This is a genomic window from Pantoea sp. Fr+CA_20 (assembly GCF_024520835.1).
In the GTDB taxonomy this organism is placed as follows: domain Bacteria; phylum Pseudomonadota; class Gammaproteobacteria; order Enterobacterales; family Enterobacteriaceae; genus Pantoea; species Pantoea allii.
Window position 1 is genome coordinate 26,193 of record NZ_JALNPN010000012.1, and the last position, 23,908, is coordinate 50,100.

At 52.9% G+C, this 23,908-nt stretch carries 22 protein-coding genes and 7 tRNA genes; 17 read left to right on the forward strand and 12 right to left on the reverse strand.

The window, feature by feature from the left end; genetic code table 11:
* Positions 1-11: 11 nt before the first annotated feature.
* From pxpA to NR177_RS14790, 7 genes are all read right to left on the reverse strand, one after another.
* Positions 12-749 carry a 5-oxoprolinase subunit PxpA gene (pxpA, locus tag NR177_RS14760; protein WP_063878780.1) on the reverse strand — a complete coding sequence of 246 codons (738 nt, stop codon included), beginning with the start codon at positions 747-749 and terminating at the stop codon, positions 12-14.
* Positions 739-1,671 (reverse strand): 5-oxoprolinase subunit PxpC, encoded by a 933-nt coding sequence (pxpC, locus tag NR177_RS14765; protein ID WP_256853143.1) that lies wholly within the window; start codon positions 1,669-1,671, stop codon positions 739-741. The genes pxpA and pxpC overlap by 11 nt, the downstream gene beginning before the upstream one ends.
* The gene (gene pxpB, locus NR177_RS14770; protein ID WP_063881132.1) at positions 1,665-2,321 is read right to left on the reverse strand and encodes a 5-oxoprolinase subunit PxpB; all 657 of its coding nucleotides are present in this window, start codon (positions 2,319-2,321) and stop codon (positions 1,665-1,667) included. The genes pxpC and pxpB overlap by 7 nt, the downstream gene beginning before the upstream one ends.
* 157 nt (positions 2,322-2,478) lie before the next feature.
* Positions 2,479-3,222: a type 2 GTP cyclohydrolase I gene (locus NR177_RS14775; protein ID WP_256853144.1), complete on the reverse strand. Its 744-nt coding sequence runs from the start codon at positions 3,220-3,222 to the stop codon at positions 2,479-2,481.
* 17 nt (positions 3,223-3,239) lie between these two features.
* On the reverse strand, positions 3,240-4,667 hold the full coding sequence (gene phrB / locus NR177_RS14780) for a deoxyribodipyrimidine photo-lyase (RefSeq protein WP_256853145.1): 1,428 nt from the start codon (positions 4,665-4,667) through the stop codon (positions 3,240-3,242).
* 12 nt (positions 4,668-4,679) lie between these two features.
* Positions 4,680-5,639, reverse strand: a complete 960-nt coding sequence (locus tag NR177_RS14785) for a 2-thiouracil desulfurase family protein (RefSeq protein WP_063878776.1) — start codon at positions 5,637-5,639, stop codon at positions 4,680-4,682.
* A 175-nt stretch (positions 5,640-5,814) separates the two neighbouring features.
* Positions 5,815-6,015, reverse strand: coding sequence for a DUF2517 family protein (locus NR177_RS14790; protein WP_063878775.1), 201 nt, complete (start codon positions 6,013-6,015; stop codon positions 5,815-5,817).
* Positions 6,016-6,271: 256 nt separating this feature from the next.
* Here NR177_RS14790 and kdpE point away from each other — a divergent pair, with 256 nt between their 5' ends.
* The gene (kdpE, locus tag NR177_RS14795; RefSeq protein ID WP_063878774.1) at positions 6,272-6,946 is read left to right on the forward strand and encodes a two-component system response regulator KdpE; all 675 of its coding nucleotides are present in this window, start codon (positions 6,272-6,274) and stop codon (positions 6,944-6,946) included.
* A gap of 40 nt (positions 6,947-6,986) precedes the next feature.
* Here the strand turns inward: kdpE and pgm are convergent, their stop codons facing one another.
* Together pgm and seqA are read right to left on the reverse strand one after the other, a co-directional pair.
* Positions 6,987-8,627 (reverse strand): phosphoglucomutase (alpha-D-glucose-1,6-bisphosphate-dependent), encoded by a 1,641-nt coding sequence (gene pgm, locus NR177_RS14800; RefSeq protein WP_256853146.1) that lies wholly within the window; start codon positions 8,625-8,627, stop codon positions 6,987-6,989.
* A gap of 25 nt (positions 8,628-8,652) precedes the next feature.
* Positions 8,653-9,204 (reverse strand): replication initiation negative regulator SeqA, encoded by a 552-nt coding sequence (gene seqA, locus NR177_RS14805; RefSeq protein ID WP_063881131.1) that lies wholly within the window; start codon positions 9,202-9,204, stop codon positions 8,653-8,655.
* 252 nt (positions 9,205-9,456) lie between these two features.
* Between seqA and ybfF the strand changes: the two genes are divergently transcribed.
* The 4 genes from ybfF (at position 9,457) to fur (ending at position 12,103) form a co-directional block, all read left to right on the forward strand.
* A complete protein-coding gene (gene ybfF, locus NR177_RS14810; RefSeq protein WP_218995055.1) occupies positions 9,457-10,221 on the forward strand; it encodes an esterase in 765 nt (254 codons plus the stop codon).
* Between the two features lie 166 nt (positions 10,222-10,387).
* On the forward strand, positions 10,388-10,663 hold the full coding sequence (gene ybfE / locus NR177_RS14815) for a LexA regulated protein (RefSeq protein WP_063878771.1): 276 nt from the start codon (positions 10,388-10,390) through the stop codon (positions 10,661-10,663).
* Between the two features lie 131 nt (positions 10,664-10,794).
* The gene (gene fldA / locus NR177_RS14820) at positions 10,795-11,325 is read left to right on the forward strand and encodes a flavodoxin FldA (protein ID WP_063878770.1); all 531 of its coding nucleotides are present in this window, start codon (positions 10,795-10,797) and stop codon (positions 11,323-11,325) included.
* A 334-nt stretch (positions 11,326-11,659) separates the two neighbouring features.
* Positions 11,660-12,103 (forward strand): ferric iron uptake transcriptional regulator, encoded by a 444-nt coding sequence (fur, locus tag NR177_RS14825; protein WP_063878769.1) that lies wholly within the window; start codon positions 11,660-11,662, stop codon positions 12,101-12,103.
* 60 nt (positions 12,104-12,163) lie between these two features.
* On the opposite strand, the gene NR177_RS14830 is transcribed toward fur, so the two are convergent.
* From NR177_RS14830 to nagE, 3 genes are all read right to left on the reverse strand, one after another.
* On the reverse strand, positions 12,164-12,559 hold the full coding sequence (locus NR177_RS14830; protein WP_256853147.1) for a hypothetical protein: 396 nt from the start codon (positions 12,557-12,559) through the stop codon (positions 12,164-12,166).
* Positions 12,560-12,790: 231 nt separating this feature from the next.
* Entirely contained in the window at positions 12,791-14,458 is a 1,668-nt protein-coding gene (gene glnS / locus NR177_RS14835) for a glutamine--tRNA ligase (protein WP_256853148.1), read from the reverse strand.
* Positions 14,459-14,609: 151 nt separating this feature from the next.
* Positions 14,610-16,646, reverse strand: a complete 2,037-nt coding sequence (gene nagE, locus NR177_RS14840; RefSeq protein ID WP_256853149.1) for an N-acetylglucosamine-specific PTS transporter subunit IIBC — start codon at positions 16,644-16,646, stop codon at positions 14,610-14,612.
* Between the two features lie 323 nt (positions 16,647-16,969).
* On the opposite strand from nagE, the gene nagB reads away from it, so the two are divergent.
* The 12 genes from nagB to NR177_RS14900 all read left to right on the forward strand — a co-directional run bounded on the left by nagB (position 16,970) and on the right by NR177_RS14900 (position 23,850).
* On the forward strand, positions 16,970-17,770 hold the full coding sequence (nagB, locus tag NR177_RS14845) for a glucosamine-6-phosphate deaminase (RefSeq protein WP_063878765.1): 801 nt from the start codon (positions 16,970-16,972) through the stop codon (positions 17,768-17,770).
* Between the two features lie 60 nt (positions 17,771-17,830).
* The gene (nagA, locus tag NR177_RS14850; protein WP_256853150.1) at positions 17,831-18,979 is read left to right on the forward strand and encodes an N-acetylglucosamine-6-phosphate deacetylase; all 1,149 of its coding nucleotides are present in this window, start codon (positions 17,831-17,833) and stop codon (positions 18,977-18,979) included.
* Positions 18,980-18,986: 7 nt separating this feature from the next.
* Positions 18,987-20,207, forward strand: coding sequence for an N-acetylglucosamine repressor (locus NR177_RS14855; RefSeq protein ID WP_063878763.1), 1,221 nt, complete (start codon positions 18,987-18,989; stop codon positions 20,205-20,207).
* A 40-nt stretch (positions 20,208-20,247) separates the two neighbouring features.
* Positions 20,248-21,000, forward strand: coding sequence for an HAD-IIA family hydrolase (locus NR177_RS14860; protein ID WP_063878762.1), 753 nt, complete (start codon positions 20,248-20,250; stop codon positions 20,998-21,000).
* 304 nt (positions 21,001-21,304) lie between these two features.
* Positions 21,305-22,972: an asparagine synthase B gene (asnB, locus tag NR177_RS14865; RefSeq protein ID WP_145393800.1), complete on the forward strand. Its 1,668-nt coding sequence runs from the start codon at positions 21,305-21,307 to the stop codon at positions 22,970-22,972.
* 217 nt (positions 22,973-23,189) lie between these two features.
* Positions 23,190-23,266: transfer RNA gene (locus NR177_RS14870), tRNA-Met, on the forward strand.
* A 10-nt stretch (positions 23,267-23,276) separates the two neighbouring features.
* A tRNA-Leu gene (locus NR177_RS14875) sits at positions 23,277-23,361 on the forward strand.
* Between the two features lie 22 nt (positions 23,362-23,383).
* A tRNA-Gln gene (locus NR177_RS14880) sits at positions 23,384-23,458 on the forward strand.
* A gap of 35 nt (positions 23,459-23,493) precedes the next feature.
* Positions 23,494-23,568, forward strand: a tRNA-Gln gene (locus NR177_RS14885).
* Between the two features lie 22 nt (positions 23,569-23,590).
* Positions 23,591-23,667 (forward strand) — tRNA-Met (locus tag NR177_RS14890).
* A gap of 6 nt (positions 23,668-23,673) precedes the next feature.
* A tRNA-Gln gene (locus tag NR177_RS14895) sits at positions 23,674-23,748 on the forward strand.
* Between the two features lie 27 nt (positions 23,749-23,775).
* Positions 23,776-23,850: transfer RNA gene (locus NR177_RS14900), tRNA-Gln, on the forward strand.
* Positions 23,851-23,908: the final 58 nt, after the last annotated feature.

The window sequence follows — 23,908 nt, forward strand, 5'->3', positions numbered from 1 at the left end:
GCTGTGCCGCTTTATTGACTGGTTACAGCAATATTGTTATTGGCGAAGCTGGCACGTAATCGTTGCGCAAACTGCAGTGCATGTTCCCCATCACCGTGCACACAGACGGTTTGAGCATTGACCGCAACCCACTCACCACTCAGGCTTTTTACCCGCCCCTGCTGCACCATCGCCAGGGTCTGGTCGATAGCCTGCGCTTCCTCTTCAATTAGCGCGCCAGGTTGACCCCGTGGCACCAGGGCACCGCTACTGAGATAACCGCGATCGGCAAACACTTCTTCGCGGGTTTTCAGGCCGTAGTGGGCCGCCGCCCGAATGGATTCGCTGTTCGCCAGCCCCACGACAATCAGTCCGGCATCGACGGCCTTAACGGCGCGGGCAATGGCGTCCGCAAGCACGGCATCGGCGGCAGCCTGGTTGTACAACATTCCATGGGGCTTTACATGGACCAGCGATTGCCCTTCGCTCTCCGCCAGGCTTTTCAGCGCGCCCACCTGGTAGATAATTTGGGCGTAAACGGTTTCGGGCGGCAGTTGCATGGCGCTGCGGCCAAAATTCTCACGGTCAGGAAAGCTGGGATGTGCGCCAATCGCCACACCAAATGCGCTGGCCCAGCGCACGGATTGCAGCATTGTCTGTGCATCGCCCGCGTGAAACCCACAGGCGATATTGGCGGAGCTCACCAGTTGCAACAGCGCACGATCGCTGTCGCCGCCCTCGCCCAGATCGGCGTTTAAGTCAATTTTCATTAGCCAGTCCCCATGCTATTTGATCCAGTGCGTGCTGCTGTTGCCGTTTTGCTACCCGCGCCTCCTGTGGCGTACAGGGCACAAAATGGATCGGTTCCCCCAGACGGATCTGCGCCAGATGGTAGAGATCGCTCTCTATAATGCAGGCAATGCGCGGATAGCCGCCGGTCGTTTGTGCATCGGCCAGCAATACGATAGGTTGCCCGCTACCCGGCACCTGAATGACGCCCGGCACCAGGCCATGGGATAACAGCTCGCGTGAGGTTTCACGTTGCAAGGCAGGCCCCTGCAAGCGGTAGCCCATGCGGTTACTTTGTGGATTGAGTGTCCATGCCGCTCGCCACAGCTTTTGCTGGGCCTCTTCACTGAATTCGTGATATTCCGGCCCCGGCAGCGCGCGAATGCGGTTGCCCCACAGCAACTGCTTTACACCTTTTTTATGGGTGAAAGGCTGCCCCGGCTGGCCTAAAGGAAGACGATCGCCATCCTGCAAGGTGCGCCCCTGAAAACCGCCAAATCCGGCTTTCAAATCCGTGCTGCATGAACCCAGCACGTCCGGCACATCGAACCCGCCCTGTATTGCCAGATAACTGCGCATCCCGTGGACCGGTTTCTTTAGCACCAGCACCTGACCTTTTTTGACCGGCAGCCGCCAACCGGTCCAGACGGGCTTGCCATCCAGTTCGGCCTGACAGCCGGCCCCCGTTAAGGCGAACCAGCCATTACGTCTGAATTCTGCTTTGAACTGACCCAGGACAATTTCCAGCACAGCGCTGCCCGGTGGATTACCGACCAGTAAATTTGCCGTGATCATGGCGGGCTGATCCAGAACGCCACTCACGCCGATACCGTATTGCCGCCAGTCATTGCGGCCGAAATCCTGAATACTGGTTGCCAGCCCCGCCCGAAGAATTGTTAACATATGCCTTCCTTTTGCGGAACAAAACGGACTTTATCACCCGGATGCAGCAACGTGGGTGGCTGCTGCTGTGGCGTGAAGAGCGCCAGCTGGGTTTGACCAATGAGCTGCCAGCCGCCGGGCGAAGCTAACGGATAAACCCCCGTTTGACTCCCGCCAATCCCTACCGAACCGGCAGGGACGACAACGCGGGGTTCCGCACGGCGTGGCATGTGCAGACGAGGATCAAGCCCGGCCAGATAGGGAAATCCTGGCTGGAAACCAATAAAAAAAACGTCGTAATCGCGACTGCTGTGCAACTCCACCACCTGTGTTACTGACATGCCGGCGTTTTCCGCCACCAGCGTCAGGTCTGGCCCCACCTCACCGCCGTAGATAACCGGTATCTGCATTACACGGGACTCGATGACCTGTGCCTCACTTTCCTGCCACCAGTCGTTGAGCTGTTCGATCGCCTGCTGCGCATCAGCGGGCGCATCGTGCAGCAGCAAGGTGAGATTGTTCATACCGGGAATCACGTCCCGTATCGCATCATGTGACTGCACGCGGTGGCTCAGGTGCCATATTCGCTGCTGGCTTTCCAGTGAAACCGGCGGTGCCAGTTCCAGCACCACCGCACGTTCGCCCAGCATATAGCATCGTGTTTTTTGCAACACGCACCTCCCGGTAAACTGAATGATTGCGCTCAGGCATCATGCTGGCGTCCAAAAGCAGGCCCTGGTGTTGCGGCCTGAAGAAGGTAGTTATGCGAAAGTGACAGAGATGTGTCAACAGATTTGGGTTCTGTCGCGTTATACAGAACCCACAGGATCAGGCAGGATTAGGGATATCAATAAAGGTCACATCAAGGCCATGCTCTGTCGCCAGCCACTCACCCAGTGCCTGGATGCCGCACCGTTCGGTCGCATGATGACCGGCGGCGAAAAAGTGCAGGCCCTGCTCGCGTGCGCTGTGAATGGTTTGCTCAGACACTTCACCCGTAATAAAAGCATCCACCCCAAAGGCAGCCGCACTGTCGATAAACCCTTGACCGCCACCACTGCACCAGGCCACACGGCGGATTTCAGCAGGCGCATTATCGCCGCAGTGCAACGGCTCACGCCCCAGCACCTCGGTAATGCGCTGGGCCAGTTGCTGACCTGTCACTGGCTGGGTAAATTCGCCCCAGGGCACCAGCGGCATGATCTCGCCCATCACCTTGATGTCCAGCAGTTTAGCCAGCTGCGCGTTATTACCCAGTTGAGGGTGCGCATCCAGCGGTAAGTGCCAGCCATAGAGATTAATATCGTTAGTCAACAGGGTACGCAGCCGTTGGCGCTTCATCCCTTTAATAACCGCAGGCTCGTTTTTCCAGAAATAACCGTGATGCACCAGCACCGCATCGGCATGACGGGCCACGGCTTCATCCAGTAACGCCTGGCAGGCGGTGACGCCGGTAATCACCGTTTTTACCTCGGCGCGCCCTTCTACCTGAAGGCCGTTTGGCGCGTAATCGCTGAAGCTGTGGGTGTCCAGCTGCTGGTTGACGATGTTTTCTAACTCATGATGATTCATTTCTGCTCCTTGCCGCCTCAGGCCGCGTTCTTCGCGCGCTCAAAGGCGTCGAGTGTCTTTTTACGTGCGTCTTTATGTTCCACGATTGGCGCTGGATAATCGAGTGTCTTGTTATTTTTCTGCGCCCATTGATGCGGCTGATGAATATCACTATCAGGGACCGCGCTCAGCTCAGGCAGATAGCGGCGGATAAACTCACCCGCTTTATCAAAGCGCTCGCCCTGGGTGGTCGGATTGAAAATGCGGAAATAGGGTGCAGCATCCGTTCCGGTTGAGGCCGCCCACTGCCAGCCGCCATTGTTGGCGGCCAAATCACCGTCTATCAATTGTTGCATAAAGTAACGCTCGCCTTCCCGCCAGTCGATAAGCAGATCTTTAACCAGAAAACTGGCCGTAATCATACGCAGTCGGTTATGCATCCAGCCAAGCGTATGCATCTGGCGCATGGCCGCATCCACGATGGGATAACCGGTTTTACCCGCTTTCCAGGCCTCGAAATGCGCACTGTTGTGTTGCCACTCCACATTGCGCGTCCAGTGGACAAAGGGCTGATGTTTACACAAACGCGGGTGCGCCACGATGAGATGGCGATAGAACTCACGCCATATCAGTTCATTGATCCATACGGTAGCCGGGCTGTTATCCAGTGCTTTCGGCTGTTCATGGAGGATACGATGCAGGCATTGCCGTGGCGAGAGCACGCCGACAGCGAGATAGCCCGACAGACGACTGGTACTGTCCAGCGCAGGCAGATCGCGCTGCACTGAATAATCGAGAACCGCTTTTTTGGCGAACTCACGCAATCGCTTAATCGCCGCCTGTTCACCGGGCGGAAACAGCGACGCGTCAATATCGGCGTGGGGATAATCGAAAGGCGGGATACTTCCTTGTCCGCTAAGCGGCGCACCTGCGCGGGCTTTAGGGGCGGGTACGCACTCAGGTAGCCCCTGCTGTAACCGACGGAGAAAGGCGCGGCTGAACGGCGTAAACACTTTGTACATCTCGCCATCACCGGTTTGAATACTCCCCGGCGACAGCAGTACGCTGTCATCAAAGCCCTGACAAACCACGTCCACTTCATGCAGCCGTTTTTCAGCCCTGGCGTCCCGCTCACGTTCGTTAACTTCGTACTGATAGTTATAAAACAGCCGATCAACCTGCTGCTTTTGGCAGAATTCGACCAGGAACCCGATGCTGGCCGCAAAATCATCACACTGATGAAAATGCAGCGGAATGCCCCGCTCCGCCAGGGAAGACTGAAGTATGCACAGATTCTGGTGAATGAAAGCGGCCTGTCGGGGCGCCATCTCATGTTGTTGCCACTGTCCCGGCGTTGCGATAAACAGCGCAATCACGTTGGCATCCGGTTGATTGCAGGCCGCGTGCAGTGCCAGATTATCGTTAATGCGCAGATCGTTTCGCAGCCAGACTAAATGGGTGGTCATAATGCTCCTGAATCATTGTCCATATCGCAGGCGCAGGGCTTCGGGATATGGATCGAAGTAACGCTGCTGCGTCAGCCACGGATGTGGGTATTCCGCCATGTAGTGTTTGAGGATGGTGATGGGCGCTAACAGGGGTTGCGTTCCCTGGCGGTAGCAGTCAATCAGCGACGTCAGCTCTTTACGCTGAGGCGAGCTTAACTGACTACGGAAATATCCCTGAACGTGCATCAAAACATTGGTGTGGTTAGTGCGAGAGGCGGGCTGAGACATCAAATCCATCAGCCGGTTGCGGTACTCAGAGGCAAAAGCCTCCAGTGATTCCCACTGGTTCATTGAGGCGACAAAGGGCCCCAGCTCACGGTATTTTTTTTGCGAATGGGCCAGCAGCAACAGCTTGTAGCGGCTGTGAAAGGCAATCAGGCTGTGGCGCGTCAGGCCCGCTTTCCACATCTGATAAAACTCATGGAGCGCGCAGATGCGACCAATAAAATTTTCGCGCAGCGCCGGATCGTTCAGGCGTCCATCTTCTTCAAGCGGCAACCAGGGCATTTCACGTTGCAGAAATTCGGTAAAAATGCCGGTTCCCGCTTTGCGATTATTGTTCGTGGCCGGTTCATAAATGCGTACGCGTTCCATCCCGCAGCTGGGTGATTTTGCACACAGAATGTAGCCGCAAAGATGATGGAGAGATTTAACCCGGTTTTCGGACCAGTTGCGCATTTTATCGGTGATATCTTCCCCGCCTTCTTTGCTAAAACACAGGTGAAGATCGTCATCATCGCCGGTTTTAACGAGGCGAAGCGCTGGACGAGGCGTAGGAAGGCCAATCGCCATTTCAGGGCAGACAGGTTCAAAACGCACGAATGGGGTAAGTTGCTCAGTGGCGAAAGCCAGGCGTTTGTGGCCGCCATCAAATCTGACGCTCTCACCCAGCAAGCAAGCGCTGATTCCAACCGGAATTTTTTCGCTCATACTTGTACAACCTCCGAAAACTTGTAGAGGTTTAAGTGTAGCTCAAAAAATAACGGAAATCAGCCTTCACCATGAAGCAGAGTGCGATAACGCCTAAAAAAAAGCCCGTTCCCTTCGAGTCGAACAAGAGAACAGGCCTGTCGGTGAGCAGATGGATGCGGTTAGCGCAGCCTGCTTACCAAAAAATACCGGCTGCGGCCTCAGACTGCGCCAGCCAGACCGGTTTTGCGCTGGTTTTACACCACATACGATGCAGATAGCTGTAAAAACGTGCGCGATCCTGGCGAAACAGCATGACCGGCAGTGCCAGCAGGCCCAACAGGATAACCAGCGTACGGCGCAAAATGATTTTATGGCGTGAATAGGTCCGGTACATGGATTCCTCCTGGCGCGAAATCGGGGTTAAATGTGATCTGCGTCTAATATTACGCCTGATTGTGTAATTTTACTACTCATCTGACCACTATATTTGAGCTTTTTTTGTTCTTCTTTCGGCAATTTGAAAATTAGTTACATTTTGGTTAAATAACGGTTGTAGCGATGATCTTTGAGGCAGGTTTATGGCAACACGGACGAACGACTGAAAAGTTGGTACAGTGTGTTTTCCCTTTTCAGGCAATGGCAGGCTTGGTGTGACCACGGTTTTAATCATTGAAGATGAGAAAGAAATTCGCCGCTTCGTGCGCATCGCGCTGGAAAGTGAAGGCCTGAAGGTTTTCGATGCCGAGACGCTGCAGCGCGGGCTGATCGAGGCAGCGACGCGAAAACCCGATCTGGTCATTCTCGATCTCGGGCTGCCTGACGGCGACGGCAAAACCTTTATTGGCGAACTACGCCAGTGGAGCGCGCTGCCCGTGATTGTTCTGTCGGCCCGAATCGACGAGCAGGATAAGATCGATGCGCTGGACGCAGGCGCTGATGATTACCTGACGAAACCCTTTGGCATTGGTGAACTGCTGGCACGGGTGCGCGTTGCTTTGCGTCGCCACGCCGGGCAACATGCCGATCCTAAAGTCAGCTTCGCCGATGTCACCGTGGATATTGCGGCGCGCAGAGTGCTGCGCGGCGGAGAGGAAGTTCATCTCACCCCTATAGAGTTTCGCTTGCTGACGACCCTGCTGAACAACGCGGGTAAAGTGTTGACCCAGCGTCAGCTGTTAAGCCAGGTCTGGGGGCCGAACGCCGTCGAGCACAGCCACTACCTGCGCATCTATATGGGACACCTGCGACAGAAACTGGAGGCGAATCCTACTCAGCCAGTACATCTGTTAACGGAAACCGGCATCGGCTACCGCTTTATGCCATAAAAAAAAGCGCCAGCGGCGCTTTTTTCATTTAACTGGCTTATCAGGCATTTTTCAGCACTTCGCTGACAATCTCTACCGCTTCTTTTTCGATCTGTGCACGGTGCTCTGCGCCCAGGAAACTTTCACAATAGATTTTGTACGCATCTTCGGTGCCCGATGGACGGGCAGCAAACCAGCCGTTTTCCGTCATGACTTTCAATCCGCCGATAGACGCGCCATTACCTGGCGCAGCGGTCAGGCGCGCGGTAATCGGATCGCCCGCTAACGTATCCGCACTGACCATTTCAGGTGACAGCTTAGACAGCGCCGCTTTCTGCGCCGAGCTGGCGGATGCCTGCAGACGGTTATAGCTTGGTGCACCAAAGCGTGCGGCCAGTTCATCATAGTGCTGCTGCGGGTTCTTGCCGGTAACGGCCGTAATTTCCGCTGCCAGCAGGCACATGATGATGCCGTCTTTGTCAGTTGACCATGGCGTACCGTCAAAGCGCAGGAAGGATGCGCCCGCGCTCTCTTCGCCACCAAAGCCAAAACTGCCGTCAAACAGGCCATCGACAAACCACTTAAAGCCAACCGGCACTTCCACCAGCTTGCGGCCGATGTCGTTAACCACGCGGTCAATCATGGCACTGGATACCAGGGTTTTACCCACGGCAACGTCTTTGCCCCACTGTGGACGATGCTGGAACAGATAGTTGATCGCCACCGCCAGATAATGGTTCGGATTCATCAGCCCGGCAGGCGTGACGATACCGTGGCGGTCGTAATCCGGATCGTTACCAAAGGCCAGATCGAACTTGTCTTTGTACGCCAGCAGGCCCGCCATGGCACATTCGGACGAGCAGTCCATGCGCACCACGCCATCTTTGTCCAGATGCATGAAGCGGAAAGTCTGGTCAACTGCGTCATTCACCAACGTCAGGTCAAGTTTGTAGTGCTCCGCAATACGCTGCCAGTAGGCAATTCCGGAACCACCAAGCGGATCGACGCCAATTTTCAGGCCCGCTTTTTGAATGGCGGGAAAATCAATGATCTGTGAAAGCCCTTCAACGTAAGGCTGGATCAAATCTTTCTCGACCACACGACCGCTGGCCCAGGCCTGGTCCAGCGGCAGACGTTTGACGTCTTTTAAGCCGTCTTTCAACAGCTGATTGGCGCGGTCTTCGACCACTTTGGTGACGTTGGTATCGGCAGGTCCACCGTTCGGCGGATTGTATTTAATCCCGCCATCTTCGGGGGGATTGTGCGACGGCGTAATGACAATACCATCCGCGAGCTGACCACCCGATTTGTTGTGCTCAAGGATGGCGTTTGAAATCGCCGGCGTTGGCGTGTAGCCATTGTCCTGCTGAACAATCACGTCCACGCCGTTTGCGGCCAGCACTTCCAGCACGGACAGCAGCGCAGGTTCAGAAAGCGCATGCGTGTCTTTGCCTACGTAGCACGGACCGGTGATCCCGTTCTTGCTTCGCTCTTCCGCAATCGCCTGGGCAATCGCCAGAATGTGCTTTTCGTTAAAGCTGTGGCGTCCTGCGCTACCGCGATGGCCTGATGTGCCAAATTTCACCGCATGTTCTAGGTTCGCCACATCGGGCTGCAGGACATAATATTGTGAAGTTAATTGTGCAACGTTAATCAAATCGCTCTGCTGGGCAGGCTGCCCGGCACGGGGGTGATTGGCCATTGGCGCTTCTCCCTGACGCTTCAGTTTAAATGGTGCCGCAAACTTTCTCTGTCAGTTCCGAAGGGAACTGCATCGACAGCATGATGTGTTCGACCATGCTGCGTTTACGACCGGTATTGGTATTGGTGATGACCCAGTACGGCGTGCCGGGTACGTGCTTCGGCTTAGTATGGGTACCGCCTTGTAGCAGCGTGTGTTCATCGCCCGCGAAATAGATGCGCGTGCGGCCCTGCAGCGACGTTGTCGCCTCGGCAAACGCCGCCGTATCCAGACGATAGAGCGTTGACAAGATTAGCATAAAGCGATTAACCGCCCGCTTCTGCTCAGCATATTCATCAGAAAGCAGTAATTCACGCACCGCACGCACACGATCCTGGGGACGCGATTCATTACCCGCCGACTGTGCCGCTTTTGAGGGTGCCGATGCGGCAACAGGCTGCGCGTCAGTCACAGTCGCTGACTGACCGGCCGTGAACTTCAGCATACGGCGCAGAATATCGGATGCACTTTCGCCAATATGTTGCGTGTGGCTGGCAATATAACGGTAGAGCTCTTCGTCAACTTCGATCGTTTTCATCTTATTCCGTACGGTTTTTTTGCTCACGACAGAACCAGCGATTTTCTGAAAATCCCGACGTGCTCGCAGGCATTTCAGAAAGGGGGCAGGTTCTAACATGAAGATTATAAAGTTAAATTCAGACAGGCTGATAGCATTCAAACGGTTTATGGGCAAAAGTCAGAATATGTCCTAATGCCGCTGGAAGCAGCGCGCCTGAAAAGGTGAAACCATGATAACCTAAGCTCAGGTCTCACACTTAAGAACTTTGCTATGATTTTGAATGCCCGTCTGCAAACTGAACAATCTCCTGCTGATTCCACGCCTGTCCTGCTTATTCACGGTCTGTTTGGCAGTCTCGATAACCTTGGCATACTGGCCCGTGGGCTTAAAGACGATCGCCCCTTGATTCAGGTTGATGTGCGTAATCATGGGTTATCGCCGCGCGCTGACGAGATGAACTACACTGTCATGGCGCAGGATATGCTGGACACACTGGATGCGCAGGGGATCGCTCAGGTATCAGTCATCGGTCACTCCATGGGCGGTAAAATTGCCATGGCGATGAGCGCACTGGCACCGGATCGCATAGAACAGATGGTGATGATCGATATCGCCCCGGTTGACTACCAGACACGTCGGCACGATGAGATCTTTGCTGCTATCCGTGCGGTCACGGCGGCGGGCGTCACTTTGCGCAGTGAAGCCGCAGAGGTCATGCGTACGCACATCCATGAAGACGGCGTGATTCAGTTCATCCTGAAATCCTTCAGCAACGGCGAATGGCGTTTTAATGTGCCAGTATTGTGGGACAACTATGCGTTGATCGCCGGCTGGCAAGACGTGCCGGCCTGGCCCCATCCTGCGCTGTTTATTCGCGGTGGCGATTCGCCCTATCTGGATAACCAGTACCGTGATGCGATACTCCGGCAGTTTCCCTCCGCCCATGCGCATGTTATCGGCGGTGCCGGGCATTGGGTGCACGCTGAAAAACCGGATGCGGTTTTACGCAGTATTCGACGCTTTTTTGCACTTTAAAACGGCTTAACTGGCTGTAAAAGTTTAAGATTGGCGTCCGTGGTTAGCCTGGAGTATGATGGCGCGCTAAATTTTTGCCGTGGGGCAACTTACCCGCGGGAAGAGTCAATAATTTAATCTGCGCAGCGGAAACGCCTCGTTCGCGCCCATTCAGTTGTATTAAGTCATGGCAAAAGAACACACTGACCGCACTACGCTCGATCTGTTCGCTAACGAGCGTCGCCCTGGTCGCCCCAAAACCAGTCCGCTCACGCGCGATGAACAACTGCGTATCAACAAACGCAATCAACTGAAACGTGACAAAGGGCGCGGGCTTCGCCGTGTCGAACTCAAAATGAACAGCGATGCGGTGGAAGCGCTGAACATGCTGGCTGAACAGCGTAATCTCAGCCGCAGCGAATTAATTGAACAAATGCTGTTGGCACAGCTCAAACTGGACTAACGCGCGTAAACCGCACACAGAAACAAATGTCGCGGCTTTACACGTTCCGCCCGTTTGCCCGGTCTGCTATTATTTGCTGAATAGGCTTCGGCATTCATTCTATCATCAGGATTTAAGAGGTTATTTTACCCATGGCAATCGTAGGCATCTTCTTTGGCAGCGATACCGGTAACACCGAAAACATTGCAAAAATGATCCAGAAACAACTGGGTAAAGACGTTGCAGAAGTTCACGACATCGCGAAAAGCACTAAAGAAGACTTAGAAGCCTTTGACATCCTGCTGCTGGGCATTCCCACCTGGTACTATGGCGAAGCACAGTGCGACTGGGATGACTTCTTCCCTACTCTGGAAGAGATCGACTTCAACGGTAAGCTGGTTGCACTGTTTGGCTGTGGCGATCAGGAAGACTACGCAGAATACTTCTGTGACGCCATGGGCACCATTCGTGACATTATCGAACCTAACGGTGCCATCATCGTGGGTCACTGGCCGACCGAGGGCTACCATTTCGAAGCCTCAAAAGGTCTGGCAGACGATAACCATTTCCTTGGCCTGGCCATTGACGAAGATCGTCAGCCAGAGCTGACCAACGAACGCGTTGAGAAATGGGTGAAGCAGATTTTTGATGAGCTGCAGCTGAAAGAAATTATTGAAGCCTGATCGCGCTGAGCTCAGTGTGGACGCAGGTTCACACTGGGCGAATGTCTTTTCCTATAAAAATAATAGCTACATTTTTGTAACTTTCCCCATTTAATCTGTAGAATACCCGCATCGATCATCTGCTTATTTCCCTGGAACTGAGATGACAAAACGCGAAATGCCAGCATCCGCTCTCCATGCCATGTGCAGCGAACATCGCCGCTGGCGCACCGCAGGAGCATCGGTTTTCATTTCAGCGCATCAGTTCTATAATGAGACGCAAATGAGAATGGCGGTCGATCGACATACAGGCTACGTGCCACAAGAGTGACTAAAGTAACAGGACAATATCCGCATGACTGACAACAATACCGCATTAAAGAAGGCTGGCCTGAAAGTCACATTGCCCAGACTTAAAATTCTGGAAGTGCTTCAGGAACCTGCATGCCATCACGTCAGCGCGGAAGATCTGTATAAACGCCTGCTCGACATGGGCGAAGAGATCGGACTGGCCACGGTTTACCGTGTCCTTAACCAGTTCGATGATGCAGGCATCGTAACCCGCCATAACTTTGAAGGCGGTAAATCGGTGTTTGAGCTGACACAGCAGCACCATCACGATCACTTGATCTGCCTGGATTGCGGTAAAGTGATTGAGTTTAGTGATGAATCTATTGAGACGCGTCAGCGTGAGATCGCGACGCGTCACGGTATTAAGCTCACCAACCACAGCCTGTACCTGTACGGTCACTGTGCACTGGGCGACTGCCGTGAAGACGAAACACTGCACGACAAATAACCTCTTTCCGTTTTGAAGTAAAAAAGCCGATGCTTGCATCGGCTTTTTTATGCCTGTCAGTCAGACCACCAGCGTTTCCTGCAGATAGCGCCAGCGAGGAACAGAGGTGGTGCAATCCAGAATCGCCAGCGAAATACGGCTTTTGTTTTCTCCGTTCATCATTTGCAATTCACGGTACTGAATCGTCACTTCGTTGGCGTGCTCTGAAAGAATCACGTGTTCGCTGGTCGCGATGCGCATCCCCTCCCTTGCCCCCTGCAATCGACGAAACAAATCTTCGACCTCATTCAGATTCAGCTGCTTTCCCTGGGGCGTGACCATGCGAAAGTCAGGATGAAAGTGAGAGAGCAGCAGATGAAAGCTGTCGCCACTGGCATGACGATGATTAAAAATATGTTCAATAAGCTGATGTAACACGACAACGCTGTGTTTAGCTTCCTGTGCGAAAACCGTCATTTTTCCTTTTAAACCCACAAACTGAGACTTCAGAGGGTTAGCGTACCTGAAAAAAAAGAATTAACATCTGGAAATTTATTAAAAAAATTAAACTGAGAGCGGTTCCACAAAAATAAAATTAATGGCTGTTGAGGTGCGCAGAAGAAATGTCGGCGTTAAAAAAAATATCCATAACAAAAAAGGGCGATAAGTCGCCCTTTTGATTATCCAGTGATGAAAATGACGCGTCGGTTATTCGCCGATTTTCGTCCAGGTATCGCGTAAACCGACGGTACGGTTAAACACTAACTGCGCCGGCGTGGAATACAGGCTGTCGGCACAGAAATAGCCTTCACGCTCGAACTGGTAAGGTGCACTGGCTGCCGCGTCACGCAGGCCTGGCTCAACAAAACCTTGTTTGATTTCCAGCGAATCCGGATTGATTGTGGTCAGAAAATCGTCTGCCGCACCGGGATTGGGCACGCTAAACAGGCGATCGTAGAGACGAAACTCTGCAGGCAGCGCATGTTCAGCAGAAACCCAATGGATAACGCCTTTAACTTTACGGCCGTCAGCCGGATCTTTACTCAGCGTATCCACATCACAGGTGCAATAGATGCAGGTAATGTTGCCCTCTTCATCTTTTGCAATGCGCTCAGCACGGATCACGTAGGCATTACGCAGGCGAACCTCTTTCCCCAGAACCAGGCGTTTATATTGCTTGTTCGCCTCTTCACGGAAATCGGCCCGATCGATCCAAATCTCACGGCTGAATGGCACTTCACGTGTACCCATTTCAGGTTTGTTCGGATGGTTAGGCATGCTGAGCACTTCGTTATGACCCGCAGGCAGGTTTTCCAGCACCAGCTTCACCGGCTCCAACACCGCCATCGCACGTGGTGCATTTTCGTTGAGATCGTCGCGGATACAGGATTCCAGCGAGGCCATTTCAACAATGTTGTCCTGCTTGGTGATGCCAATACGGCGACAAAATTCACGAATCGAAGCTGCGGTATAACCACGACGACGCAGGCCGGACACCGTTAGCATACGCGGATCGTCCCAGCCTTCCACATGCTTTTCACTGACCAGTTGCGTGAGTTTGCGTTTTGACATCACGGCATATTCCAGATTCAGACGCGAAAATTCGTACTGACGCGGATGAACCGGAATCGTGATGTTATCGAGCACCCAGTCATACAGGCGGCGGTTATCCTGGAATTCCAGCGTACATAGCGAATGCGTAATGCCTTCCAGCGCATCGGAAATACAGTGGGTAAAGTCGTACATCGGGTAGATGCACCACTTGTTGCCGGTTTGATGATGTTCGGCAAACTTAATGCGGTACAGCACCGGATCGCGCATGACGATAAAACTTGAGGCCATGTCGATCTTTGCACGCAGACAGGCTTTGCCTTCTGCAAATTCACCGTTGCGCATCTTTTCAAACAGGGCGAGGTTTTCTTCCACGCTGCGATCGCGGTAAGGGCTGTTTTTGCCCGGTGCGGTTAAGGTGCCACGGTATTCACGGATTTCTTCCGGGGTCAGTTCATCTACGTAGGCCAGGCCTTTGCCAATCAGTTCCACCGCATAGTGGTAAAGCTGATCAAAATAGTCAGATGAATAACGAACGTCGCCGCTCCATGTAAAACCCAACCACTGCACGTCGCGCTTGATGGATTCAACAAATTCCATATCCTCTTTAACCGGATTGGTATCGTCAAAACGCAGATTGCACTCACCTTGATAATCTTGAGCAATTCCAAAATTCAGGCAGATTGATTTAGCATGACCGATGTGCAGATAACCATTTGGCTCTGGCGGGAAACGGGTGTGCACAGTGCTGTGCTTCCCGCTTGCCAGATCCTCGTCAATAATCTGACGAATAAAGTTAGTTGGGCGGGCTTCAGCCTCACTCATCTCAAAATCCTCAACGCGTAGAATGGGTGGTTTATACCACGTAATATCCGGGTATGATCCACAAAGCGTTGCAGAGAAACAACCGTTTGTTGGGCGTTTAAAATAAAAAAGGCAGGAATCGCTTCCTGCCTTTTGTTGTGGATACAGCGAATTAGCCTTTTATTTCATACAGCGGCGTTTCGCCTGCTACGACCTCGCCTTGGGTCAACAGCGTCAAACCCGAGAAGTCTTCGATATTACTGACCACCACCGGACTGATCATCGAGCGGGCATTCGCATTAAGGTAATCAAGATCCATCTCCAGTACCGGCTGGCCTGCCGTCACCTGAGCGCCCTCTTCCACTAAACGGGTAAAGCCCTTACCGCCGAGCGCAACGGTATCCAGCCCCATGTGCACCACGATTTCTACGCCGTTTTCGCTTTCCAGACAGAAAGCGTGGTTTGTGTTGAAGATTTTCACCACCGTGCCCGCAATCGGGGCAACGACGCGCTTATCGCTCGGTTTGATCGCTACACCGTCGCCGACCGCTTTGCTGGCGAAGGCGTCATCCGGTACCGCATCCAACAACACGACTTCGCCGCTCACGGGCGCCACTAAAGTCGCGATAACGCGTTTTTCGCTGTTCAGTACGGCCTGCGGTTTGACGTCGCTGGTCGCTGCTGGCGCGCTGGCGCTACTGGCAGCTGCTGCCGCGACCGGACCTTTCACCAGCACTTTTTTCATGGCCATGGCAATGCTTTCCGCCTGCGTACCCACGATAATCTGGACACTCTGTTTGTTCAGGCGGATTACACCTGATGCGCCAAGGCGTTTTGCCACGCCTTCATTGACCTGGCTGGCATCCTTCACATTCAGGCGCAAACGAGTAATACAGGCATCAATAGCGGTTAAGTTTTCTGAACCGCCCACTGCACCGATATAACGACGCGCCAGCGATTCGGTCGCACTTTCGCCATTATCGGTGGTGTCGACATTCACGTCATAACCATCGGTTTCATCCCCGGCAACCGCCAGCTCGCGGCCAGGCGTCATCAGATTGAATTTTTTGATGGTGAAACGGAACACAACGTAATAGATGACGAAGAACACCAGACCTTGCGGAATCAGCATGTACCAGTGGGTTGCCAGTGGGTTCCGGGTAGACAGCACCAAATCCACCAGCCCCGCGCTGAAGCCAAAGCCCGCAATCCAGTGCATGCTAGCCGCAATAAACACGGAAATGCCTGTCAGCACGGCATGAATCACATACAGCACGGGTGCAACGAACATAAAGGAGAATTCCAGCGGCTCGGTAATACCGGTGAAAAACGAGGCGAAGGCCGCAGCCAGCATGATACTCCCGACTTTCACCCGATTTTCAGGACGCGCGCAGTGGTAAATCGCCAGCGCGGCACCAGGCAAACCGAACATCATGATTGGGAAGAAACCTGCCTGATAACGGCCGGTGATCCCAGGTATTGCCGTACCATTCGCCAGCGACTGAGCGCCGCCGAGGAACTTAGGAATATCGTTAATCCCTGCCACGTCAAACCAGAAAACGGAGTTCAGCGCATGGTGTAAGCCAACCGGAATTAACAGGCGGTTAAAGAAGGCGTAAACTCCCGCACCCACCGATCCCAGCTTCTGAATGTGCTCACCAAAATTGACCAGACCATTAAAAATTAATGGCCAGATATACATCAGGATGAACGCCACCAGGATCATAAGGAAAGACACAAGGATAGGCACCAGGCGACGACCACTGAAGAACGAGAACGCTTTCGGCAGTTCAACATGGCTAAAGCGGTTATACACTTCCGCCGACAGCACCCCGACCAGAATACCGACAAACTGGTTACTGATTTTACCGAAGGCAGGCGGTACCTCAGCCACCGGTATTTTCTGGATCATCGCCACAGCAGCAGGTGAACACAGCGTGGTGACCACCAGGAAGCCGACAAAGCCAGTGAGCGCGGCCGCGCCGTCTTTGTCTTTTGACATGCCATACGCCACGCCAATCGCGAACAGGACCGACATGTTTTCGATAATCGCACCACCGGACTTGATCAGCAGTGCGGCAAAGGCATTGCCCGCCCCCCAACTGTCCGGATCTATCCAGTAGCCGATCCCCATCAATATTGCTGCAGCAGGCAAAGTGGCGACCGGCACCATTAGCGCCCGCCCCACTCGTTGTAAGTAACTTAACATTGACCCATCCCCCTTTAAACTGACTTTATAGCTTTGCTGCCGCTTAATGTTGTTATGTCAGCAGCAAGCCTCTGACGGCATTACACTCAATGCTGTAGAGTGTAATAATAATTTAATTCGCTTCACAAATTAATAGCTGCTATCTGTGACAATTATCACCAAAAATCGATTTTTAAGGACGTTCTTACTGGCTTTAAAGACCGACTTATTTTATGATGCGAAATATCAAGACGCGCTGATTCCTCTGCCTTTGAGCCTGCATTTTAGGCTTCACCCACATGTTTACTGCGCGTCAGATCATTAACTCACATTCGAGGTGCAACATGAGACTGATTCCTTTATCCACACCCACGCAGGTCGGCAAATGGGCAGCGCGCCATATTGTGAATCGTATTAATGCGTTTAATCCGAGCGCTGACAAGCCTTTTATCCTGGGATTGCCAACCGGCGGAACCCCACTTGAAGCCTATAAACACCTGATTGACATGCACAAATCGGGCCAGGTTAGCTTTAGACACGTCGTGACCTTCAATATGGATGAGTACGTTGGCTTGCCTAAAGAGCACCCGGAAAGCTACCACAGTTTTATGTACCGTAATTTCTTTGACCACGTTGATATACAACCAGAAAATATCAACCTGCTGAATGGTAATGCGCCAGATATTGACGCAGAATGTCGCCGTTACGAAGATAAAATTCGGACACTGGGTAAAATTCACCTGTTTATGGGTGGCGTTGGCAATGATGGACATATTGCGTTCAATGAACCGGCCTCCTCTCTGTCTTCCCGGACCCGAATCAAAACCCTGACTCACGATACGCGCGTAGCAAATTCGCGCTTTTTCAACGGTGATGTGGATCAGGTGCCAAAGTACGCGCTTACCGTAGGCGTTGGCACGCTGCTGGATGCCGAAGAAGTGATGATCCTGGTCACGGGTCATGTTAAAGCCCAGGCGCTGCAGGCAGCCGTGGAAGGTAATGTCAACCACATGTGGACGATCAGCTGTCTCCAGCTTCATGCTAAATCCGTGGTGGTCTGTGATGAACCCGCCACCATGGAGTTGAAAGTCAAAACGGTGAAATACTTCCGTGAAATGGAAGCGGAAAATATGCAGGGCGTTTAATACAGTCATTACGCCACCTGCGGTTAGACGCATTAACGGCAGGCAAGCCGGGAGAATAAGATGTACGCATTAGTGAACGGCCGTATCTATAGCGGCGATGACATTTTTGATAATCATGCCGTGGTCATCGCTGACGGCAAAATTGAGCGCGTTTGCCCCCTGGCAGCGTTGCCGCCAGGCATTGAACAGCAGGATGTCGGAGGCGCAATTATCGCGCCCGGCTTTATTGATCTGCAGCTCAACGGCTGCGGAGGCGTGCAGTTTAATGACGACATCGATGCCATTAGCGTGGAAACGCTGGAAACCATGCACCGGGCCAACGTTAAGTCCGGCTGCACCAGTTTTCTGCCGACGCTGATTACCAGCAGTGATGAACTGATGGTGCGCGCCGTGGAAACCATGCGCGCCTTTTTGCAGAAATATCCCCACCATCTGCTGGGATTACATCTGGAAGGTCCCTGGCTGAATGTGGTCAAAAAGGGAACGCACAATCCTGCGCTCATCCGTAAGCCAGATCCGCGGATGGTGGATTTCCTGTGTGACAATGCTGACGTGATTAGTAAGGTTACGCTGGCACCGGAAGTTGTCGGAAGCGCCGTGATTCGTCAACTCAGCGAAGCCGGCATTGTGGTTTCAGCGGGCCATTCCAATGCTACCTTTGAAGAAGCCAAGGCGGGTTTTGCTGCCGGTATTCGCTTTGCCACGCACCTTTATAATGCTATGCCGACCTTTGCAGGACGTGAACCCGGCCTTATCGGTGCGCTGTTTGATGCGCCTGATGTATACTGCGGCATTATTGCAGACGGTTTACATGTCCATTACGCTAACGTTCGTAATGCCAAGCGCATCAAGGGTGACAAGCTGGTTCTGGTGACCGATGCCACTGCCCCCGCAGGTGCCGCAATCGATAAATTTATTTTTGCTGGTAAAACAATATATTATCGTGGTGGATTATGCGTTGATGAGCATGGCACGCTAAGCGGTTCAGCATTGACCATGATCGAAGCCGTGCAAAACAGCGTTGAGCATGCCGGCATTCCACTGGATGAAGCGCTGCGTATGGCCTCGCTTTATCCGGCACGGGCAATGGGCGTAGAAAAGCAGTCAGGCTCCCTTCAGGCAGGAAAAATCGCCAACCTGACCGTCTTTACACGCGACTTTAAAATTATAAAGACGTTAGTCAATGGAGATAACGTCCTGAGCGAGTAAGCACTGAATGACCACTGGCGGCCAGACACAAATTGGAAATGTCGATCTTGTCAAGCAACTGAACAGCGCAGCCGTCTATCGGTTAATCGATCAACAGGGACCGATTTCACGCATTCAGATTGCGGATCTCAGCCAACTCGCTCCCGCCAGCGTGACGAAAATCACTCGCCAGCTTATTGAGCGCGGCCTGATCAAAGAGGTGGAGCAACAGGCATCCACCGGCGGTCGCCGCGCCATTTCCATCGTCACTGAAACCCGTCACTTCCATACCATTGGTGTGCGCCTTGGCCGCAACGATGCGACCTTAACGCTGTTCGATCTGAGCGGTAAATCACTGGCTCAGCAGGATTATCCCCTGCCGCAAACCACGCAGGAAACGCTGGAGCTGGCGCTGTTCGAGGCCATCGCGCATTTTATTCAGCAGAGCGAAGCCAAAATTCGTGAGCTGATCGCCATTTCAGTGATCCTGCCAGGCCTTGTCGATCCCCTTAATGGCGTTATTCGCTATATGCCGCACATTAATGTGGATCAGTGGCCCCTGGTGGCAAACCTGAAAAACCGCTTTAACGTTACCAGCTTTGTTGGGCATGATATCCGCAGCCTGGCGTTGGCTGAGCACTATTTTGGGGCAACGCGTGACTGCGCCGACTCGATATTAGTGCGGCTGCATCGGGGAACCGGTGCGGGGATTATTGCCAATGGACAGATTTTTCTGGGCAGTAATGGCAACGTCGGTGAAATCGGTCATATTCAGGTCGATCCGCTGGGCGAGCGCTGTCATTGCGGTAACTTTGGCTGTCTCGAAACCCTCGCGGCTAACGGTGCCATCGAACACCGCGTCAGAGAGTTGCTGAATAAAGGTTATCCCAGTGTACTGACGCAGGACGCCTGCCAGATGCCACAAATCTGTCAGGCGGCTAATCAGGGCGATGCGCTGGCAAGTGAGGTCATTGAGCATGTCGGTCGCTATCTGGGTAAAGCCATTGCCATTGCCATTAACCTGTTTAATCCGCAAAAAATTGTGTTGGCCGGCGAAATTACTGAAGCTGAACGCGTGTTGCTGCCGGCCATTGAAAGTTGCATTAATACGCAGGCACTGGCAGCCTTTCGTAAAAATCTGCCTGTGGTGCGTTCTCAACTTGATCATCGCTCCGCCATCGGCGCATTTGCCCTGGCAAAACGGGCGATGTTAAACGGCATTCTGCTGCAACATCTTTTGGAAGACTAAGCGCAGCCTGACGCATGGCTGCGCGCATCGGAACCCATTTATGACGATTAAAAATGTAATTTGTGACATTGATGGCGTGCTGATGCACGACAATACGGCGGTACCCGGCGCGCAGGAGTTTTTGCAGCGCATTCTGGCGAAAGATATGCCATTGGTGGTGCTGACTAATTATCCTTCACAGACGGCGCGCGATTTAGCGAACCGGTTTTCCTCGGCAGGCATTGAAATACCGGATTCGGTGTTTTACACCTCCGCCATGGCTACCGCTGACTTTCTGCGTCGGCAGGAAGGCAAAAAAGCCTATGTGATTGGCGAGGGCGCGCTGGTACACGAGCTGTATAAAGCCGGTTTTACCATCACTGATGTCAACCCGGACTTCGTGATTGTCGGTGAAACCCGCTCATTTAACTGGGATATGATGCATAAGGCGGCCTTCTTCGTGGCAAACGGTGCGCGTTTCATCGCAACGAACCCGGATACCCATGCCCGGGGCTTCGTGCCAGCCTGCGGCGCACTTTGTGCCGGTATTGAGAAAATCTCCGGTCGCAGGCCGTTTTATGTCGGGAAACCCAGCCCCTATATTATGCGTGCCGCGCTGAACAAGATGCAGGCCCATTCAGAGGAAACGGTCATCGTGGGCGATAATCTTCGCACCGATATCCTGGCCGGTTTTCAGGCCGGTCTGGAAACGATTCTGGTGCTTTCAGGGGTTTCTACCCTTACCGATATCGATGCTATGCCTTTCCGCCCCGACTGGATCTTCCCGTCTGTCGCGGATATCGACCTGTTTTAATGCCTTTCTCTTATGACGCACTGGCAAAACAGGCGGTGCGTCTCCCCTTTCTGGCCCGTTAAAGCCATTATCAGCGTTCAAAAAGCGTGCTGAAATTCCATTTCATTGCCGATCCGTCAATAAAAACCTTATTTCATTAGATGAAATTCAATATTAGTCGCTCGCCACCAACATTTTCATCAGCAAAAGACGATTCCTCTTGCATTGAGGGTGGGAAATAACGCATTTTCTTATACATCACGCAGCGACAGGCTGCCGGACAAACGTAAAATTACATCGCCGCAGGTGAGTTCAGGAGTCAGATATGTGTTCTATTTTTGGTGTGCTGGATCTGAAAAGCGATCCCGTTGAGTTACGCAAAAAAGCATTGGAAAGCTCACGTTTGATGCGTCACCGTGGGCCGGACTGGTCAGGCGTTTACGCTGACGATCATGCCATTCTTGCTCATGAGCGCCTCTCAATTGTTGACGTGAACAACGGCGCACAGCCGCTGTATAACGCTGACCACACCCACGTACTGGCAGTGAATGGCGAGATCTATAACCATCAGGCTCTGCGAGCAAAATTAAGCGATCGTTATGCTTTTCAGACCGGTTCAGACTGTGAAGTGATTCTGGCGCTGTATCAGGAGAAAGGCGTCGATTTCCTTGACGAGCTGGAAGGCATGTTTGCCTTTATCCTGTATGACAGCGTAAAACGCACCTATCTGATTGGCCGTGACCATATCGGCATCATCCCGCTTTATATGGGCAACGATGAGCACGGTAACCTGTTTGTCGCCTCAGAAATGAAAGCGCTGGTGCCGGTGTGTCGTTCAATCAAAGAATTCCCGCCAGGAAGCTACCTTTCCAGCACCGAGGGTGAAATCCGTCGTTACTGGCAGCGTGACTGGATGGAATACCAGAACATTGAAAACAACGTGACTGATGCAGCCGAGCTGAAACATGCGCTGGAAGAATCCGTAAAAAGCCACCTGATGTCAGATGTGCCTTATGGTGTGCTGCTGTCAGGCGGTCTGGACTCCTCCATCATTTCAGCGGTGACCAAGCGTTTTGCCGCTAAGCGAGTGGAAGATCAGGATAAGAGCGATGCCTGGTGGCCGCAGCTGCACTCCTTTGCCGTCGGCCTGGAAGGCTCACCGGACCTGAAAGCTGCAAAGCTGGTGGCCGAGCATTTAGGTACGGTCCACCATGAAATTCATTTCACGGTGCAGGAAGGCCTTGATGCCATTCGTGACGTGATTTACCACATCGAAACCTATGATGTGACGACGATTCGCGCCTCCACGCCGATGTACCTGATGTCGCGTAAAATCAAAGCGATGGGCATCAAAATGGTGCTGTCAGGCGAAGGTGCTGACGAAGTCTTTGGCGGTTATCTGTACTTCCATAAGGCACCGAACGCGAAAGAGTTCCACGAGGAAAACGTTCGCAAACTGCTGGCCCTGCACATGTTTGACTGCGCACGCGCCAACAAAGCCATGTCGGCCTGGGGCGTTGAAGCCCGCGTGCCTTTCCTGGATAAGAAATTCCTTGATGTGGCTATGCGCATCAACCCACAGGACAAGATGTGCGGCAGTAACGGTAAGATGGAAAAACACATTTTGCGTGAATGCTTCTCGTCCTACCTGCCAGAAAGTGTGGCATGGCGCCAGAAAGAGCAGTTCTCCGATGGCGTTGGCTACAGCTGGATCGACACGCTGAAAGAAGTGGCGGCGAAACAGGTCAGCGATCAGCAGTTGGCGACGGCGCACTTCCGTTTCCCACACAACACGCCGGGCTCAAAAGAAGCCTACCTTTATCGCGAAATCTTTGAAGAACTGTTCCCGTTGCCGAGCGCGGCTGAATGCGTCCCGGGCGGCCCGTCTGTTGCCTGTTCATCGGCGAAAGCCATTGAGTGGGATGAGGCATTCAAAAACATGGATGACCCGTCAGGACGCGCCGTAGGCGTGCACCAGTCCGCTTATAAATAAGTGCTATACTGAGTGCGTAATGGGCCGAATACGGCCCATTTTTTTTGTTATTGGCGTTGTATTCACTGAAAAATTGCCGAATAAAGCATCAGCCTGGTTATAAGCCAGACAAACAGGCGTTTGAAGGCAAAAAACGGCAAAAAACTTGTTGACGCTGTGTAGTCAACTCCGCATAATGCGCCCCGCAACGCCGATGAAGGTTGCGCGAAAAAAAGATGGCTACGTAGCTCAGCTGGTTAGAGCACAGCACTCATAATGCTGGGGTCACAGGTTCGATTCCCGTCGTAGCCACCATCTTTTTTCTGCGGGAGTGGCGAAATTGGTAGACGCACCAGATTTAGGTTCTGGCGCCGCAAGGTGTGCGAGTTCAAGTCTCGCCTCCCGCACCATTTCATGATTCGGCAGCATGGATGGGGTATCGCCAAGCGGTAAGGCACCGGTTTTTGATACCGGCATTCCCTGGTTCGAATCCAGGTACCCCAGCCAATTTCGATGAATCTCGTGGCTGCGAGTGGGACGAATGGGATATCGCCAAGCGGTAAGGCACCGGTTTTTGATACCGGCATTCCCTGGTTCGAATCCAGGTATCCCAGCCATCATCGAAAGGCAGTACAATTTGGCTACGTAGCTCAGCTGGTTAGAGCACAGCACTCATAATGCTGGGGTCACAGGTTCGATTCCCGTCGTAGCCACCATTTTTTTGGGGTGTCGCCAAGCGGTAAGGCACTGGTTTCTGATACCAGCATTCCGGGGTTCGAATCCCTGCACCCCAGCCATTTTAAGACAATTTGATTTGACACCATTGGGGTGTCGCCAAGCGGTAAGGCACTGGTTTCTGATACCAGCATTCCGGGGTTCGAATCCCTGCACCCCAGCCAAATTAAGCAACAAAGCCCGCTTTTGCGGGCTTTGTTGTTTTTGGCATCTGGCATCTGG